The sequence below is a fragment of the Notoacmeibacter marinus genome, from assembly GCF_002238045.1.
GTDB classification, from domain to species: Bacteria; Pseudomonadota; Alphaproteobacteria; order Rhizobiales; family Rhizobiaceae; genus Notoacmeibacter; species Notoacmeibacter marinus.
Window position 1 is genome coordinate 57382 of record NZ_NBYO01000003.1, and the last position, 17188, is coordinate 74569.

Here is a 17188-nt window from a genome sequence, read left to right on the forward strand (position 1 = left end):
CGATCCGTAATGAGGGATATTGTGACCATCGAAACCCGCCAGACCAAGCCGTTCGACGACCAGAAGCCGGGCACGTCCGGCTTGCGCAAGAAGGTGCCGCATTTCCAGCAGGACAATTACGTCGAGAACTTCGTGCAGGCGATCTTCGACGTGGCGCCGAAGGAGCCGTCGAAGACACTGATTCTTGGCGGTGACGGGCGCTATTTCAACCGCGAGGTGATCGGCCGGGTGATCGCCATGGCGGCGGCCAACGATGTCGAGCGGATCGTAGTCGGTGAGGGCGGTATCCTATCGACGCCCGCGGCCTCCAACCTCATCCGCAAACGAAACGCCTTTGGGGGAATCATCCTGTCGGCCAGCCACAATCCCGGCGGGCCGGACGAGGATTTCGGCATCAAATTCAATACGGCGAATGGCGGCCCCGCGCCGGAAGGCGTGACCGGCGCGATGTTTGAGCGCACGAAGCAGCTGACCGAATATCGGATCGACCCCGATGTGACGGTCGACATCGAGACAATCGGCCAGACCAATATCGGCGATCTCATCGTAGAAGTGGTGGACCCGGTCGCCGATTATGCCGTGTTGATGGAGGAACTGTTCGACTTCGACAAAATCCGTGCGCTGTTCGCCTCCGGCTTCACCATGGCCTTCGACGCCATGCACGCGGTGACGGGCCCCTACGCGCTGGAGATTCTCGAGAACCGTCTCGGCGCGCCGAAGGGAACGGTGCGGAACGGTGTACCGAAGGAGGATTTCGGCGGCCATCACCCTGACCCCAATCTGGTCCATGCGAAGGCCCTCTACGATGACATGATGAGAAGTGATGGGCCGGACTTCGGCGCCGCCTCAGATGGCGACGGCGATCGCAATCTCATCATCGGCAAAGGCATTTATGTGAGCCCGTCCGACAGTCTGGCGGTGCTAGCGGCGAATGCGGCACACACCAAGGCGTATGCCGGCGGGCTGAAGGGGATTGCGCGATCCATGCCGACCAGTTCCGCCGCGGACCGGGTGGCCGAAGTGATGGGCCTGCCGCTCTATGAGACGCCGACTGGCTGGAAATTCTTTGCCAACCTCCTGGACGAGGGCATCGTCACCATTTGTGGGGAGGAGAGCGCCGGCACCGGCGCTAATCATGTGCGCGAAAAGGACGGTTTGTGGGCCGTGCTGCTCTGGCTCTCCATTCTGGCGAGCCGCAAGGAGAGCGTGCGGGACATTTTGCAAAGCCATTGGCGGCAGTTCGGCCGCAACTATTACGCCCGCCACGATTTCGAAGCGATCGACAAGCCGGTCGCCGACCGGTTCATGGCGGAGCTGACGGCGATGCTGCCGCAACTCGGTGGCAAGACCGCCGAAGGCTTTCAGGTCCGGTCAGCGACCGACTTCGCCTATAAGGATCCGGTAGATGGCTCGATAGCCGAGCACCAGGGTATTCGCATCCGCTTCGAAAATGGCAGCCGCGTCGTCTTCCGCCTGTCCGGCACCGGCACGGAAGGCGCGACGTTGCGTGTCTATCTGGAACGCTTCGAGCCCGGGCCGGATGGCCTGGATCGCGATGTCGAGGAGATGCTGGAGCCACTGATCGATGCGGTGGACGCACTGGTCGGCTATCGCCGCGCGATCGGACGGATGGAACCGGATGTCGTGACCTAGACTGGCGGCCAGCGTTGCGCCTCCACTATTTTATCCCTGGCGATCACCTCGACGCGTTGAAAGGCCCGTAGCGTTCCCCTATGGAAGCGCTGACACCGAGCCAACCGTCATATCTCCGGGGATTTTCATGACCGAAATTATCGATATCGTTGCCCGCGAAATTCTGGACAGCCGGGGCAATCCCACCGTCGAAGTGGACGTTATTCTCGAAGATGGATCGTTCGGCCGTGCCGCCGTGCCGTCCGGCGCATCGACCGGGGCCTATGAAGCGGTCGAACTGCGCGATGGCGGCAGTCGCTATCTCGGCAAGGGCGTGCAGAAGGCGGTCGACGCGGTCAACGGACCGATCGCCGATGAGGTGGTCGGTATGGACGCCGAGGAGCAACTCGCCATCGACGCCGCCATGATCGAACTCGACGGCACCGACAACAAGGGTAAACTCGGCGCCAACGCCATTCTGGGTATTTCTCTCGCTGTGGCCAAGGCAGCGGCTGAAGCCGCGGGAATGCCGCTCTACCGTTATGTCGGCGGGCCGAACGCACATGTCCTGCCGGTTCCGATGATGAATATCATCAATGGCGGAGAACATGCCGACAATCCGATCGATTTTCAGGAATTCATGATCATGCCGGTGGGTGCCGAAACGCTTGCCGAAGCCGTGCGCATGGGCGCCGAAGTGTTCCACACGCTGAAAAAGGACCTGTCAGCGGCGGGACACAGCACGTCCGTCGGCGATGAGGGTGGCTTCGCACCCAACATCAACAGCGCCGAGGACGCCCTCGATTTTATCGTAAAGAGCATCGAGAAGGCCGGCTACAAGCCCGGCGAGGATATGTTCCTCGCGCTCGATTGCGCGGCGACCGAATTCTACAAGGACGGCAATTACGTCTACGCTGGCGAAGGCAACACAAGGACGTCCGAAGAACAGGCCGACTACCTCGCCAAACTCTGCGGCACCTATCCGATCATCTCGATCGAGGACGGAATGGATGAAGACGATTGGGAGGGCTGGACCGCCCTGACAGAAGCAATCGGTGATCGGGTTCAGTTGGTGGGCGACGATCTCTTCGTGACCAATTCGACGCGTTTGCGTGATGGAATCGCCAAAGGCGCGGCCAATTCCATCCTCGTCAAGGTCAACCAGATCGGCTCGCTATCCGAAACGCTCGACGCGGTGGAGACTGCGCACCGGGCTGGCTATACGGCGGTGATGAGCCACCGCTCGGGCGAAACGGAAGATTCCACCATCGCCGATCTGGCCGTCGCGACCAATTGCGGGCAGATCAAGACCGGCTCTCTGGCCCGCTCCGACCGGCTCGCCAAATACAATCAGCTCATCCGGATCGAGCAGCAGCTCGGCAGCGCGGCGTTATATGCTGGACGGTCGATCCTGAAAGACTGAACGTGGCCCGTTCCATGGAAGCCGGCCCATGGTGGCCGGCTTTTTTGCGTCCGGTAACTTCACATTAAGTGCGAATCGGGCTTGTCTGCGGGACGATCCGCAAAGAATGGGAGCCGGAAATGTGGACCCGGCAGTACAGGCGCAAACGTTGGAAAGGACTGATCTTGCCAGTCCTCACCGGACTTTGCCTTGTCTATTTCTCCCATCATACCGTGCAGGGCGATTACGGCACGGACGCCTACGTCCAGCACCAGGAACATCTGGATACGTTACGCACCGAACTGGCTGCGCTGTCGGCCCGTCATGCCGAACTGGAAAAACGCGCTGTCCAACTTCAGGACGGCACGATTTCCCGTGACATGCTCGACGAGATGGCGCGCCGCCAGCTTGGCGTCATCGGGCCGAACGAACTGATTATTCGCCCCTAAGCCCTTGCCAGCCACGAAAAAAGCGTCAGCATAGCACCTATTCGGCAGGCGAATGGGAGGATGAGACGTTCTCGTCTATGTAGCGCCTACCGCAACGTTACCGGCGCGAAGGCCGGCGAAGGGAGAGTCCATGGCAACCAGTCGTGAAACGGCAGCGAACAAACGCTCATCCAGCAAATCCGGGCCGGCGCGGCGCACATCCGGCGGAGCCAAGAAGGCGGCGACGCCGGACCAGGGTCAGTCCGACCTGATCCGCAAACCACCCGAGATCGCCAAGTTCACGACCGAGGAGGACAGCCAAGCCTATCGCGACATGCTTCTTATCCGCCGGTTCGAAGAGAAGGCGGGTCAGCTTTACGGTCGCGGGCTCATCGGCGGTTTCTGCCACCTCTATATCGGCCAGGAAGCCGTGGTCACCGGCGTCCAGATGGTCCTGAAGGAAGGCGATCAGGTGATCACCGCCTATCGCGACCACGGCCACATGCTGGCGACCGGCATGGACCCGAAGGGCGTCATGGCGGAACTGACCGGACGACGGGGCGGCTATTCCAAGGGCAAGGGCGGCTCGATGCACATGTTCAGCCGCGACAAGCACTTCTATGGCGGCCACGGCATTGTCGGCGCGCAAGTGTCGCTCGGAACGGGCCTCGCCTTCGCCAATCGTTATCGCGGCAACGACAATCTGTGCTGCACCTATTTCGGCGATGGCGCGGCGAACCAGGGCCAGGTCTACGAATCCTTCAACATGGCTTCGCTGTGGGATCTGCCGGTGATCTACATCATCGAGAACAACCAGTACGCCATGGGCACGTCGGTGACGCGCTCGTCGGCGGAGACCCATTTCAACCAGCGCGGGGTGTCGTTCCGCATTCCCGGTATGGAAGTGGATGGCATGGATGTGCGCGCGGTGAAGGCTGCCGCCGAAGAAGCGGCCGAGTTCGTTCGCGGCGGCAACGGGCCGATCATCCTCGAGATGAAGACGTACCGTTATCGCGGTCATTCCATGAGCGATCCGGCGAAATACCGCTCCAAGGAAGAAGTCGACAAGATGAAGGATCGCGAACACGATCCGATCGAGCGGGTGAAGGCGCGGCTGATCGATGGCGGGATGAGCGAGGAGGATGTCAAGGCGATCGACAAGGAAATCCGGGGTGTCATCAACGAGGCGGCCGAGTTCGCCCAGAACGATCCGGAGCCCGATCCGTCCGAATTGTGGACCGACATCTATGCCGAGGACGGAAGCGAGGCTGCCTGATGCAGCGACCCGCCCTTCGTCTTACCGCCGAATTCGATCAACCTGAAAATATCCTGCGGGCAGTTGGCCTCGACGCCGCTGTTGCAGGAGGGGACTGCCATGACAATTGAGATAACCATGCCCGCCCTTTCTCCGACCATGGAGGAAGGCAACCTCGCCAAATGGCTGAAAGCTGTCGGCGACAAGATCGAGCCCGGCGAGGTGATCGCCGAAATCGAAACCGACAAGGCCACCATGGAAGTGGAAGCCGCCGATGAAGGCACGCTCGGCAAGATCGTCGTCGATGAGGGCACCGAGAACGTCAAGGTGAATTCGGTCATCGCGATCCTTTTGGAAGAAGGCGAGGATGACAGCGCCCTGGAAGGCGCCGGACCGTCGGCCAATGGCGCTGCCTCGGCCGACGCCGACGATACGGGCGGCAAGACCGAAGCCGCTTCGGACGAGCGCGAGACTCCCGCCGAAGGCAAGGTTCACCCCGAGCCGAAGAAGCCCGAGCCGTCGAGCCTTCCGGAAGTTCCCGAGGGCACCGAAATGGTGCAGACCACGGTTCGCGAAGCGCTCCGCGACGCCATGGCGGAAGAAATGCGCAATGACGACCGCGTCTTCGTGATGGGCGAGGAAGTCGCCGAATATCAGGGCGCCTACAAGGTTACACAGGGTCTTCTGGACGAGTTCGGCGCGCGGCGCGTCGTCGATACGCCGATCACCGAGCACGGGTTTGCCGGTGTCGGCGTCGGCGCCGCCATGGCGGGCCTTCGGCCGATCGTCGAATTCATGACCTTCAACTTCGCCATGCAGGCGATCGACCACATCATCAATTCAGCTGCAAAAACCCGCTACATGGCGGGCGGCGAGATGGGATCGCCCGTCGTTTTCCGCGGCCCGAACGGCGCAGCGGCGCGCGTGGCCGCCCAGCACAGCCAGGATTACGCGGCGTGGTACTCCCACGTTCCCGGCCTGAAGGTTATCCAGCCTTACAGCGCTGCGGATGCGAAAGGTCTTCTGAAGGCGGCGATCCGCGATCCGAACCCGATCGTCTTTCTCGAAAACGAAATCCTCTACGGCCAGTCTTTCGACGTGCCGAAAATGGACGATTTCGTTCTGCCCATCGGCAAGGCGCGCATCCATCGTTCCGGCAAGGACGTCACGCTGGTCAGCTTCGGCATCGGCATGACCTACGCCATCAAGGCAGCGGACGAACTGGCCGAAATGGGAATCGATGCGGAGGTCATCGATCTGCGGACGATCCGTCCGATGGACCTCGATACGGTGATCGAAAGCGTGAAGAAGACCAACCGCCTTATCACCATCGAGGAAGGCTTCCCGCAGAGCTCGGTCGGCGACTACATCGCCAATCAGGTCCAGCGCCGCGCCTTCGACTATCTGGACGCGCCGGTCATCTCCATTGCCGGCAAGGACGTTCCGATGCCCTATGCCGCCAATCTGGAAAAACTTGCCCTGCCGAATGTCGGCGAAGTGATCGAGGCCGTGAAGGCCGTGACGTATAAGGACTGACGCCATGGCTATCGAAATCACCATGCCTGCCCTGTCTCCCACGATGGAGGAGGGCAACCTCGCCAGCTGGACCGTCAAGGTCGGCGACAAGGTCGAACCCGGCGACGTGATCGCTGAAATCGAAACCGACAAGGCGACGATGGAAGTCGAGGCCGTCGATGAGGGCACCGTCGCGGAGATCCTCGTGGAGGCCGGGACCGAAGGCGTCAAGGTCAATGCCGTCATCGCGATCCTGGCCGAGGAAGGCGAAGATCCCGCCGAGCTGAAGGCAGGCGGCGGCAAAAGCGCCGCAGCCGAGCCGCAGAAGGATACGCCCGATCCGGACAAGGCAGCCGCGCGCGACGATGCCAAGGTATCCGAAACGTCCAGCGATGGCGGAGCCGGTCACGGCAAGCCGCAGCCGGCTGCCGGCGCCAATGGCAGCGGCAAGACGGACGTGCCGGACAGCGTGAAAGCGGGTCCCGCACCCACCAAGGATGGCGAACGCATCTTCTCCACACCGCTGGCGCGCCGCGTCGCCCAGCAGAAGGGAATCGATCTGGCGTGCGTTTCGGGCTCCGGTCCGCGCGGCCGCATCGTGCTGGCCGACGTCGAAAGCGCCAAGCCGGGCGCAGCGCCGAAGGCGGCCGAGACGCCCAAGGGCGCAGCCGCGCCGACGGCAGCGGCGGCTCCCGCGCCAATGGCCGACGATGCCGTGCTCAAGCTGTTCGAGGAAGGCTCCTACGAACTGGTCAAGCATGACGGCATGCGCAAGACCATCGCCAAGCGGCTGGTCCAGGCCAAGCAGACCGTGCCGCATTTCTATCTGACAAGGGACTGCAGGATCGATGCGCTGCTCAAACTGCGCAGCGAGATCAACAAGTCCGCACCGGTCAGGAAGGGCGACGACGGCGAAAAGCCGGCCTTCAAGCTTTCGGTCAACGACATGGTGATCAAGGCCATGGCCAAGGCGCTCATGGCCGTGCCAGACGCCAATGCGTCCTGGACGGAAGATGCGATGGTCAAGCACAAGCACGCCGATGTCGGCGTTGCGGTCGCCATTCCCGGCGGGCTGATCACGCCGATCATCCGCAAGGCCGACGAGAAAGCGCTTTCCACCATTTCCAACGAGATGAAGGATATGGCCAGGCGCGCCCGCGACCGGAAGCTGAAGCCCGAAGAGTATCAGGGCGGCACCACGGCGGTGTCCAATCTCGGCATGTTCGGCGTCCGCGAGTTCGCGGCCGTGATCAACCCGCCGCATGGCACGATCCTGGCGATTGGCGCGGGCGAGAAACGGCCGGTCGTGACCGACGATGCGGTAGCCATTGCCACGATGATGACCGTGACGCTGTCGGTCGATCACCGGGCCGTCGACGGCGCGCTAGGGGCCGAACTGCTCGATGCGTTCCACGGCTTCATCGAAAACCCGATGAGCATGCTGGTCTGACGAGAACCGGCATGGCCGATCCGAAAACCATTCTTGCCTTTGGCGATTCGCTGACATGGGGCTTCGACGGGGTGACGCGCACGCGCCACCCTTTCGAAAGCCGCTGGCCGAATGTGCTGCAGGCCGAACTCGGCGCGGGCTTTCATGTCATTGCCGAGGGGCTGAATGGGCGGACGACCGGCTATGACGATCATCTGGCCGATTGCGACCGGAACGGCGCAAGAATCCTGCCGACCCTGCTTCATACCCATGCGCCGCTCGATCTGGTGATTCTGTTCCTTGGCGTCAACGATCTGAAACCGTTCACCGGGGCAGGGGCGCGGGGTGCGGCGATGGGTATGGGCCGGCTGATCGAACAGGTTCGCCATCATGCTTGGTCGGGCGGCGATGGCGATGCTGCGCCCGCTGTCCTGGTCGTTGCGCCACCGCCGATCCGCAAGCCGGACGATCCAGACTATGGCGACACGTTCGCCGATGCGGTCGAGGATTCGAAAAGCTTCGCGCGCCGCTATGGCGATCTGGCGCGCGAACGTGGCTGTGACTTCTTCGATGCGGGAACGGTTGTTACGACCGATCCGCATGACGGCATTCATCTCGACGCGGACAATACCGTAGCGCTGGGTCATGCCCTCGCGCCGGTCGTTCGCGAATTACTCAATGAAAGACAGGGCTGAGGAGACTACTCATGGCCGATTACGACGTCATCATCATCGGTTCGGGCCCCGGCGGTTATGTCACCGCCATCCGCGCCTCCCAGCTCGGTCTGAAGACCGCCATCGTCGAACGCGAGCATCTGGGCGGTATCTGCCTCAACTGGGGTTGCATCCCGACGAAAGCGCTTCTGCGCAGCGCTGAGATCATGCATTACGCCGACCACTTCAAGGATTACGGCCTGAAGCTCGATGGCACGGTCAAGCCGGACACGAAAGCCGTCGTCGATCGGTCGCGCGGTGTGTCAAAGCGCCTCAACAATGGCGTCGGCATGCTGATGAAAAAGAACAAGATCGACGTGATCTGGGGCGAAGCGAAGTTGACCGGCAAGGGCAAGATCAAGGTCGGCAAGCCACAGAAGAAGGCGATGGAGCCGCAGGTCGCGCCGCCAAAAAACATCAAGGGCGAGGGCGAATATTCCGCCAAGCATATCATCATCGCGACCGGCGCCCGTCCGCGCGCGCTGCCTGGCATTGAACCCGATGGCGAGAAGATCTGGACCTATTTCGAGGCCATGGTGCCGAAAGAACTTCCGAAGAGCCTGCTCGTCATGGGATCGGGCGCGATCGGTGTGGAATTCGCCAGTTTCTATAACGCCATGGGCGTCGATGTGACGGTCGTCGAAGTCGTCGACCGCATCATGCCGGTCGAGGACGCGGAGATTTCGAAGATCGCGCAGAAGCAGCTGGAGCGGCAGGGAATCAAGTTCCGCTTGAAAACCAAGGTCACGAAAGTCGAGAAGACCGGCTCTGGCGTCAAGGCAACGCTCGAAGCCGAAGGCGGCAAGAGCGAGACCGTTGAAGTCGAGCGGCTCATTTCGGCCGTCGGCGTACAGAGCAATACCGAGAATCTCGGCCTCGAAGATCTCGGCGTGAAGATCGATCGCGGATCGATCGTGACGGACGGTTACGGCAAGACCAATGTCGAAGGCGTCTATGCCATAGGCGATGTCGCCGGACCGCCCATGCTGGCGCACAAGGCCGAACATGAAGGGGTCATATGCGTCGAAAAGATCGCCGGCGTCAAAGGCGTGCACGCGCTCGACAAATCGAAGATCCCCGGCTGCACCTATTGCCATCCGCAGGTGGCGTCGGTCGGGCTGACCGAGGCCAAGGCCAAGGAAGCCGGCTATGAATTACGGGTCGGGCGATTTCCCTTCGTCGCCAATGGCAAGGCCATCGCGCTTGGGGAGGATCAGGGTCTGATCAAGACGATCTTCGACGGCAAGACCGGGCAGTTGCTGGGCGCCCACATGGTCGGGGCGGAAGTGACCGAGTTGATCCAGGGCTTCGTCGTGGCCATGGGCCTGGAAACGACCGAAGAAGAACTGATGCACACCGTCTTCCCGCACCCGACGCTGTCGGAAATGATGAAGGAAAGCGTGCTCGACGCCTATGGCCGGATGATCAACGCGTAGCGCTGTGAGGAGGCTTGCAGGAACAAAACCTTAGAGCAGGCATTATCAAAGCAGACATTCCAATGACGAGAAACGATTTTAAGGAGAGTATTTATGGGATTTCTTGCTGCGATCATCGTGGGCGGCATTGCCGGCTGGCTGGCCGAAAAGGTCATGAAGAGCGATATGGGCCTTCTGATGAACATCATTCTCGGTGTCGTCGGCGCTATCGTACTCAGCTTCATTCTGCAGATTTCCGGTCTGGGCAGCGGCGCTGGCGCGTCGTTCTCCTGGGAGTACCTGCTGACCGGCTTCGTCGGCGCTTGCCTCTTGATATTCATCGCGCGGTTGTTCCGCCGCTGATCAAAACTGCATAGCTGCATTGCTTGAGGCCGGGCGGGCCATTCAAAATCCGCCCGGCCTTTGTTATGTCAAGCCGTAGGGGTCGGAAAGGCCCGCCCGCCAGGAGAACACAGCCGCTATGGTCACAGTCCTCGACACCAATGTTTCGCGTCCACGCCACCCGGAGAAGATGAAGCGCCCGGAAAACGCGGTGCAGAAGAAGCCGGCATGGATCCGGGTGAAGGCTCCGGTTGCGTCGAAAGGCTATGCCGAGACCAAGGCCATCGTCCGCGACAACAATCTTGTGACGGTCTGCGAAGAGGCTGGCTGCCCCAATATTGGCGAGTGCTGGGACAAGAAACACGCCACATTCATGATCATGGGCGAGATTTGCACGCGGGCCTGCGCTTTCTGCAATGTGACGACCGGCCGCCCGCTGGCCCTGGATGCGTCCGAGCCGGCCAATGTCGCCGAAGCGGTGGCGCAGATGGAACTCAAGCACGTCGTGATCACCTCGGTCGACCGCGACGATCTGGCCGATGGCGGCGCGCAGCATTTCGCCGAAACCATCGCGGCGATCCGGCAGCGTGCGCCGGAGACGACCATCGAAATCCTGACACCCGATTTTCTGCGCAAGGACGGCGCGCTGGAAGTGGTCGTGGCGGCCAAGCCGGACGTCTTCAATCACAATTTAGAGACGGTGCCGTCCAACTATCTGACGGTGCGGCCCGGCGCGCGCTATTTCCACTCCATTCGCCTGCTACAGCGGGTCAAGGAGATCGACCCGACGATCTTCACCAAGAGCGGCATCATGGTGGGTCTCGGCGAAGAGCGGAACGAGGTTCTGCAATTGATGGACGATCTACGCAGCGCCGACGTCGATTTCATCACCATCGGCCAGTATCTGGCGCCGACGCGCCGGCACCATCCGGTTATCCGCTTCGTGCCGCCCGATGAGTTCGGCAGCTACGAGATCACGGCCCGCGCCAAGGGGTTTCTCATGGTCTCGGCAAGTCCGCTTACCCGCTCGTCTCACCATGCCGGCGAAGATTTCGCCAGATTGAAGGCCGCGCGCGCTGCGCGGGACGATGTTTTGTCGAACGACCGATAGCGCAAAACCGCCATGCCCAGTTTCAAAACCACGAGAATCGTCGCTCATAGCGCCGATGAAATGTTCGCCCTTGTCGCCCATGTGGAAGCCTATCCGCAATTTTTGCCCATGTGCGAAGCCCTCAACGTGCGCTCTCGAAAGGAACGGGATGGCAAAACGCTGCTACTGGCGGACATGACGGTGGGCTACAAAGCCATCCACGAGACGTTCACCAGTCAGGTTCTGCTAAAACCGCAGGAGCGAACCATCGATGTGTCCTATGTCGACGGGCCGTTCCGCTATCTCGACAATCGCTGGGTGTTCGAAGACCGGGGTGAAGGCCGCAGCGCGGTACACTTCGCCATCGACTACGAGTTCAAAAGCCGGATCCTCGGCGCAGTGATGGGAACCATGTTCGACCGCGCTTTCCGGGCCTTTGCCGAAGCGTTCGAGCGACGGGCCGATGCGATCTATTCCGCGTCTGCGCGGCCAATGGCCTGAGCCCCCGACCCGCCTAGCGCGCCTTCAGCGCATTCAACATCATCTGGAGGGCGTGTTTGACGGCAGCCTGCCGGATCGCTTCTCGTCCTTCATTGTCGAAGACGCATTGCTCGCTGCGTACGATGCCGCCGGGGGCGGCCAGACCGAAGCAGACGAATCCGACCGGCTTTTCCGGCGTGCCGCCATCTGGGCCGGCAATGCCGGTTGTCGAGACGACCAGACGCGCAGCCGAACGACGTTTGGCGCCGACGGCCATCTCGCGCGCCGTCTCGCCGGAAACGGCGCCGCAGCGGCGAAGTGTCAGCGGATCGACGCCGAGCGTATCCATCTTTGCGGCATTGGAATAGGTGACGAAGGCCCTGTCCACGACGGATGAAGAGCCGGGAACCGAGGTCAGGGCGGAGGCAACCAGCCCGCCAGTACAGCTTTCCGCCGTTCCGATCATCAATCGGCGTTTTTCTGCATGTTCGAGGATATCACCGACCAGTTCGGTCACTTCATCCTTCATCCGGCAATCCTCCGGGGAAGATGACACTGGCCGTTGCAATCGCTGCAATGCCTTCATTCCGGCCAACAAAACCCATCTTCTCATTGGTGGTCGCCTTGATTGAAACGCGATGCGGTTCGATGCCCATGAGTTCCGCCAAACGGTTTGTCATGGCCTCCCGGTGCGGGCCGATCTTCGGCTCTTCGGCGATCAATGTCACGTCCGCATTGGCGATGCGCGCGCCTTCCTTGCGCAACAGGCCGATAGCATGGCGCAGGAAGATGGAAGATTCGGCGCCACGCCATTGCGGATCGGATGGCGGAAAATGCGTTCCGATATCGCCTGCGCCGACCGTCGCCAGCAGGGCGTCGGTCAGAGCGTGGAGGCCGACATCGGCATCGGAATGGCCGGACAGTTTGCGGTGAAAAGGAATGGCAACACCACACAGGATCACCGCATCGCCATCCTCGAAGCGATGCACATCGTAGCCGTTTCCGACACGCACGTCCGGCACAATCGAGAAGCTGCGCTCCGCCAAGGCGATATCCTCCGGGAAAGTGATTTTCGGATTGGCCGACCGACCGCGCACGATCCGCACCGTCATACCGGCCCGCGCAGCTATGGATGCGTCATCCGTCGCATTTTCCAGACCATCGGCCGCCGCGTCTTCATGCGCTGCCAGAATCGACGGGTAGGGAAAGGCCTGGGGCGTTTGCGCGCGTATCAGACTGTCGCGATCGATTGTTCCCACAATGGTGTCGCTGGGATCGATCGACTTCACGGTATCGGTTACCGGCCGACCGACGATCACGCCGTTTCCCCTTCGCACCTCGTCCACGACTGCGTCGAGCGTCTGGCGATCCAATAGCGGCCGGGCCGCATCGTGGATAAGGACAAACTCCGTCGGACTGTCCATCATGGCTCTCAAGCCGGCGAGAACGGAAAGCTGGCGCGTTCGCCCGCCATGAACGAGGAGGATGCGTGCCGCGTCGAATGGCGCGATGGCGCCCCTGGCCAACGCCTCGTCATCCGGATGGATGGCGATGTAGATGCGTTCGATGGCGGGATGGTCGAGAAACACCCGCACGGTGCGACGTAGAATCGGTTCCCCCGCCAGCCGCCGGTACTGTTTCGGGCTATCCGAAGGTCCGCCGGCCCGTTCGCCGCGACCGGCCGCTACGATCAGCGCAGCCATCCGTTCTTCATAATCTGGCGGCACGATTTTTCCTCTTGGCGTCATCGGCTTGCGGGTTTAGGCGCGGTGCAGCGGCAAGGAAAGAAAAAACTGTTACTGCCTACTCTTGATGCAAAAACGTGCAATGGTTAGAGTTTAGGCAGAATTGCAAAGGTACTTGTTTCATGGCGTCCGCCACAGACCCGTCCCCCGACTGTCTCGATACGCCCTTTCTGGTTGGCGGCCTGCGTGTGCCCAATCGTATTGTCCTTGCCCCCATGAGCGGTGTCACCGACCTTCCGTTCCGCCGGCGGGCCGAACGTGCCGGGACCGGCCTGACCTTCGCCGAAATGGTGGCCAGCGGCGAACTGGAACGCGATCGCACAGAATCGATCCGCCGTATCCGCAGTGAGGGATCGGGATTGCGTGCAGTGCAACTGGTCGGTCGCGATCCGGGCACGATCGGACGAGCGACGGGTCGGCTCGTCGATGAGGGCGTTCAGATCGTCGATATCAATATGGGTTGTCCGGCCAAGAAGGTGACCGGCGGCGCTTGCGGCGCCGCGCTTATGACCGAGCCGGACCGGGCGGCGCGGATCGTGAATGCGGCCGTGGCTTCAGCGCGTGACGCCATAGTGACCGTGAAAATGCGGCTGGGATGGGACCGCGACAATATCAACGCGGCGGAACTGGCCCGCCAGTTGGTCGATGCGGGAGCGGGCATGATTACCGTTCACGGGCGCACTCGCGAGCAACGCTACAGTGGAACGATCGACGCGGAGGCCATCGCGGCGGTCCGCGCAGCGGTGCCGGACGTGCCTTTTATCGCAAATGGCGATGTAGCCGACAGGCAGGACGCGCAGCGTCTTTTGCTGACTACCGGAGCCGACGCCGTGATGATCGGCCGCGCGCATTATGGGCAACCCTTTCTTGCCGCGGAACTTCTGAGCAATGGGCGATCGCCCCGCCAAACCGATCTGCAAGCCTATATCGCGGACCATTACGAAGCCATGCTCAGCGAGTACGGTGTCGTGCGCGGCAGCCGCCACGCCCGCAAGCATCTCGGCTGGTATCTGGATCGGTTTTTGCCGGATACCAGCATCGAACGTCGTCAATCCATCATGACGGCGCGTGAGCCGCGGCAGGCGCTCGAAAATCTTGCCGAAGCCTTTGCAGCCACACCCTATAAAGAGGCGGCATGACCCAGAAGAGGGCAATTGAACCCGCAGTATCAACGCTGGCGGAGAGCCTGCTGAACGCCATTCAGCAGCCGATTGCGCTGATCGATGAGGATGGCTCCATCGCATATGCCAATGCGGATGCGGAATCGCTGTTCCGCAGCAGCGCATCGGTTCTGAAGCGAATGAAATTGTCGGATTTTGTGCCGTTCGACAGTCCGCTCATGGCATTGATCGAACAGGTGCGTCAGCAGGGTGCGCCCGTTACGGAATACCGGGTGGATATTTCTTCGCCGCGTATTGGTGCGGACCGGATGGTCGATCTTTATGTCGGGCCGGTGCCGGATCGTCAGGACTCGGTTCTGGTTGTCTTTCAGGAACGGTCGATGGCCGACAAGATCGACCGACAGATGACCCATCGTGGCGCGGCTCGTTCCGTCACGGGCCTTGCTGCCATGCTGGCGCATGAGATCAAGAATCCGCTATCGGGCATCCGCGGCGCAGCTCAGCTTCTGGAAAGTTCTGTCGGCGAGGATGATCGCGCGCTGACGCGGCTTATCATGGAAGAAACCGACCGAATCGTCGGCCTTGTGGACCGGATGGAGATTTTCTCCGACGAACGGCCGGTCGAGAAAACGCCGGTCAATATCCATGTCGTCTTCGATCATGTGCGCGCCATCGCCAAAAACGGTTTCGCACGCGATGTGACTTTCGAAGATTTCTACGATCCGTCCCTACCGCCGGTTTTCGGTAATCGCGATCAACTGATCCAGATCTTCCTGAACCTTATCAAAAACGCGGCCGAAGCCGTCGCGCCACGCGGCACGGAAGGCAAGATCACACTGACGACCGCTTTTCGGCCAGGCATTCGCCTGTCGGTACCGGGCAGCAAAGAGAAAGTCTCTCTACCGATGGAGTTCTGCGTCCACGATAACGGCTCCGGCGTTCCGGACGACATGTTTCCATATATTTTCGACCCGTTCATTACCTCGAAGATCAACGGGTCGGGCCTCGGTCTGGCATTGGTGGCCAAGCTGGTCGGCGATCATGGCGGCGTGGTGGAATGCGACAGTTCTTCGAGCGGCACCACGTTCCGCGTTCTGATGCCGGCCTGGAAAGAGGATAAGCCCGCCCCCCACGACGCCACGGCGGAGACGACGCAATGACTCATACGATTCTCGTCGCAGACGATGACGCCGCCATCCGCACCGTTCTCAGCCAGGCGCTCGGACGTGCCGGCTACGACGTTCGCGTGACATCGAACGCCGCGGCTCTGTGGCGCTGGGTTTCGGCGGGGGAGGGCGATCTCGTCATCACCGATGTGGTCATGCCCGACGAGAACGCGTTCGATCTTCTACCACGTATCCGCAATGCTCGGCCCAACCTGCCGGTGCTCGTGATGAGCGCGCAGAACACGTTCATGACGGCCATCCGCGCCTCGGAAAAGGGCGCTTACGACTACCTGCCCAAGCCGTTCGATCTGACCGAAATGCTCAATGTGGTCAAACGGGCATTGGCGGAGCCGAAAAAGCTTGCTGAAAAGGGCGAGGATACGGGCGAGAACATGCCGCTCGTCGGGCGTAGCGCCGCCATGCAGGACATCTACCGGATGCTGGCGCGGATGATGCAGACCGATCTGACGGTCATGATCACCGGCGAATCGGGCACCGGCAAGGAGCTTGTCGCCAGCGCGCTGCACGAATATGGCCGCCGCCGAAACGGGCCGTTCGTTGCCGTCAACATGGCCGCCATTCCGCGCGAATTGATCGAGTCGGAACTGTTCGGCCATGAGAAGGGCTCCTTCACCGGTGCGCACAGCAAGGCCACGGGCCGGTTCGAACAAGCCGATGGCGGCACGCTGTTTCTCGATGAGATCGGCGATATGCCAATGGAAGCACAGACACGCCTGCTTCGCGTTCTGCAACAGGGTGAGTACACCACCGTCGGCGGACGCACGCCGCTGAAGACCGATGTGCGCATCGTGGCGGCGACCAACAAGGATCTGCGCCAGGCCATTGCACAGGGGCTGTTTCGCGAAGATCTCTTTTACCGTCTGAACGTGGTGCCGATGCGCCTGCCGCCACTGCGCGAGCGGGCCGAAGACGTACCGGACCTGATCCGCCACTTTTTCCGCCTGGCCGGAGAGCAGGGGCTCAGCGACAAGCGGATCACGGCCGATGCGATGGATCGACTCAAGCGCTATTCATGGCCCGGCAATGTGCGTGAACTGGAAAACCTCGTTCGCCGTCTCGCCGCGCTCTATCCACAGGACACGATCGGCGTCGATATAATCGAGGCCGAACTGACCCCGATGCAGCAGGAGAACCCTGCGGCGACACTTGCCGAGATTCCGGAAGACACCAGTCTCGGCATGGCGGTGGAACAGTATCTGCACCGCTATTTCGAGGAATTCGGCGATAGCCTGCCCCCGCCGGGCCTCTATCAGCGCATTCTCCACGAAGTGGAGTATCCGCTGATTCTCGTGGCGATGACCGCGACGCGCGGCAATCAGATCCGCGCCGCCGAACTGCTCGGCCTGAACCGCAACACGCTGCGCAAGAAAATTCGCGAACTCGGCGTCAATGTCTATCGGACCAATCGCAACGCAAACTGAACTGCGCCGCAAT

16 protein-coding genes are annotated in these 17188 nt (G+C 61.4%); 14 read left to right on the plus strand and 2 right to left on the minus strand.

Going from position 1 to position 17188, the window contains the following annotated elements:
- Window positions 1-21: 21 nt before the first annotated feature.
- The 11 genes from B7H23_RS12580 to B7H23_RS12630 all read left to right on the plus strand — a co-directional run bounded on the left by B7H23_RS12580 (window position 22) and on the right by B7H23_RS12630 (window position 11722).
- Window positions 22-1653 carry an alpha-D-glucose phosphate-specific phosphoglucomutase gene (locus B7H23_RS12580; protein WP_173861914.1) on the plus strand — a complete coding sequence of 544 codons (1632 nt, stop codon included), beginning with the start codon at window positions 22-24 and terminating at the stop codon, window positions 1651-1653.
- Between the two features lie 127 nt (window positions 1654-1780).
- Window positions 1781-3055 carry a phosphopyruvate hydratase gene (gene eno / locus B7H23_RS12585; protein ID WP_094077828.1) on the plus strand — a complete coding sequence of 425 codons (1275 nt, stop codon included), beginning with the start codon at window positions 1781-1783 and terminating at the stop codon, window positions 3053-3055.
- A gap of 164 nt (window positions 3056-3219) precedes the next feature.
- Entirely contained in the window at window positions 3220-3483 is a 264-nt protein-coding gene (locus B7H23_RS12590) for an FtsB family cell division protein (RefSeq protein WP_158215836.1), read from the plus strand.
- Window positions 3484-3613: 130 nt separating this feature from the next.
- Window positions 3614-4738, plus strand: coding sequence for a pyruvate dehydrogenase (acetyl-transferring) E1 component subunit alpha (gene pdhA, locus B7H23_RS12595; RefSeq protein WP_094077830.1), 1125 nt, complete (start codon window positions 3614-3616; stop codon window positions 4736-4738).
- Window positions 4739-4837: 99 nt separating this feature from the next.
- Window positions 4838-6253 carry a pyruvate dehydrogenase complex E1 component subunit beta gene (locus B7H23_RS12600; protein ID WP_094077831.1) on the plus strand — a complete coding sequence of 472 codons (1416 nt, stop codon included), beginning with the start codon at window positions 4838-4840 and terminating at the stop codon, window positions 6251-6253.
- Between the two features lie 4 nt (window positions 6254-6257).
- Window positions 6258-7682 (plus strand): pyruvate dehydrogenase complex dihydrolipoamide acetyltransferase, encoded by a 1425-nt coding sequence (locus B7H23_RS12605; RefSeq protein WP_094077832.1) that lies wholly within the window; start codon window positions 6258-6260, stop codon window positions 7680-7682.
- 11 nt (window positions 7683-7693) lie between these two features.
- The gene (locus B7H23_RS12610) at window positions 7694-8356 is read left to right on the plus strand and encodes an SGNH/GDSL hydrolase family protein (RefSeq protein WP_094077833.1); all 663 of its coding nucleotides are present in this window, start codon (window positions 7694-7696) and stop codon (window positions 8354-8356) included.
- Between the two features lie 11 nt (window positions 8357-8367).
- Window positions 8368-9810, plus strand: a complete 1443-nt coding sequence (lpdA, locus tag B7H23_RS12615) for a dihydrolipoyl dehydrogenase (RefSeq protein WP_094077834.1) — start codon at window positions 8368-8370, stop codon at window positions 9808-9810.
- A 93-nt stretch (window positions 9811-9903) separates the two neighbouring features.
- On the plus strand, window positions 9904-10152 hold the full coding sequence (locus B7H23_RS12620; RefSeq protein WP_094077835.1) for a GlsB/YeaQ/YmgE family stress response membrane protein: 249 nt from the start codon (window positions 9904-9906) through the stop codon (window positions 10150-10152).
- Between the two features lie 118 nt (window positions 10153-10270).
- The gene (gene lipA / locus B7H23_RS12625) at window positions 10271-11242 is read left to right on the plus strand and encodes a lipoyl synthase (protein WP_094077836.1); all 972 of its coding nucleotides are present in this window, start codon (window positions 10271-10273) and stop codon (window positions 11240-11242) included.
- Between the two features lie 12 nt (window positions 11243-11254).
- Entirely contained in the window at window positions 11255-11722 is a 468-nt protein-coding gene (locus B7H23_RS12630; protein WP_094077837.1) for a type II toxin-antitoxin system RatA family toxin, read from the plus strand.
- 13 nt (window positions 11723-11735) lie between these two features.
- Here the strand turns inward: B7H23_RS12630 and B7H23_RS12635 are convergent, their stop codons facing one another.
- Window positions 11736-12230 (minus strand): CinA family protein, encoded by a 495-nt coding sequence (locus tag B7H23_RS12635; protein ID WP_094077838.1) that lies wholly within the window; start codon window positions 12228-12230, stop codon window positions 11736-11738.
- Window positions 12220-13449 (minus strand): bifunctional 2-C-methyl-D-erythritol 4-phosphate cytidylyltransferase/2-C-methyl-D-erythritol 2,4-cyclodiphosphate synthase, encoded by a 1230-nt coding sequence (locus B7H23_RS12640; RefSeq protein ID WP_094077839.1) that lies wholly within the window; start codon window positions 13447-13449, stop codon window positions 12220-12222. Before B7H23_RS12640 ends, B7H23_RS12635 begins: the two co-directional genes overlap by 11 nt.
- A 119-nt stretch (window positions 13450-13568) precedes the next feature.
- Here B7H23_RS12640 and B7H23_RS12645 point away from each other — a divergent pair, with 119 nt between their 5' ends.
- From B7H23_RS12645 to ntrC, 3 genes are read left to right on the plus strand one after another with little or no spacing between them, the layout of a single operon-like run.
- Window positions 13569-14585, plus strand: coding sequence for a tRNA dihydrouridine synthase (locus B7H23_RS12645; RefSeq protein ID WP_094077840.1), 1017 nt, complete (start codon window positions 13569-13571; stop codon window positions 14583-14585).
- Window positions 14582-15727: a two-component system sensor histidine kinase NtrB gene (locus tag B7H23_RS12650; protein ID WP_094077841.1), complete on the plus strand. Its 1146-nt coding sequence runs from the start codon at window positions 14582-14584 to the stop codon at window positions 15725-15727. The genes B7H23_RS12645 and B7H23_RS12650 overlap by 4 nt, the downstream gene beginning before the upstream one ends.
- Complete coding sequence (gene ntrC / locus B7H23_RS12655; RefSeq protein WP_094077842.1) at window positions 15724-17175, plus strand: nitrogen regulation protein NR(I); 1452 nt, start codon at window positions 15724-15726, stop codon at window positions 17173-17175. Before B7H23_RS12650 ends, ntrC begins: the two co-directional genes overlap by 4 nt.
- Window positions 17176-17188: the final 13 nt, after the last annotated feature.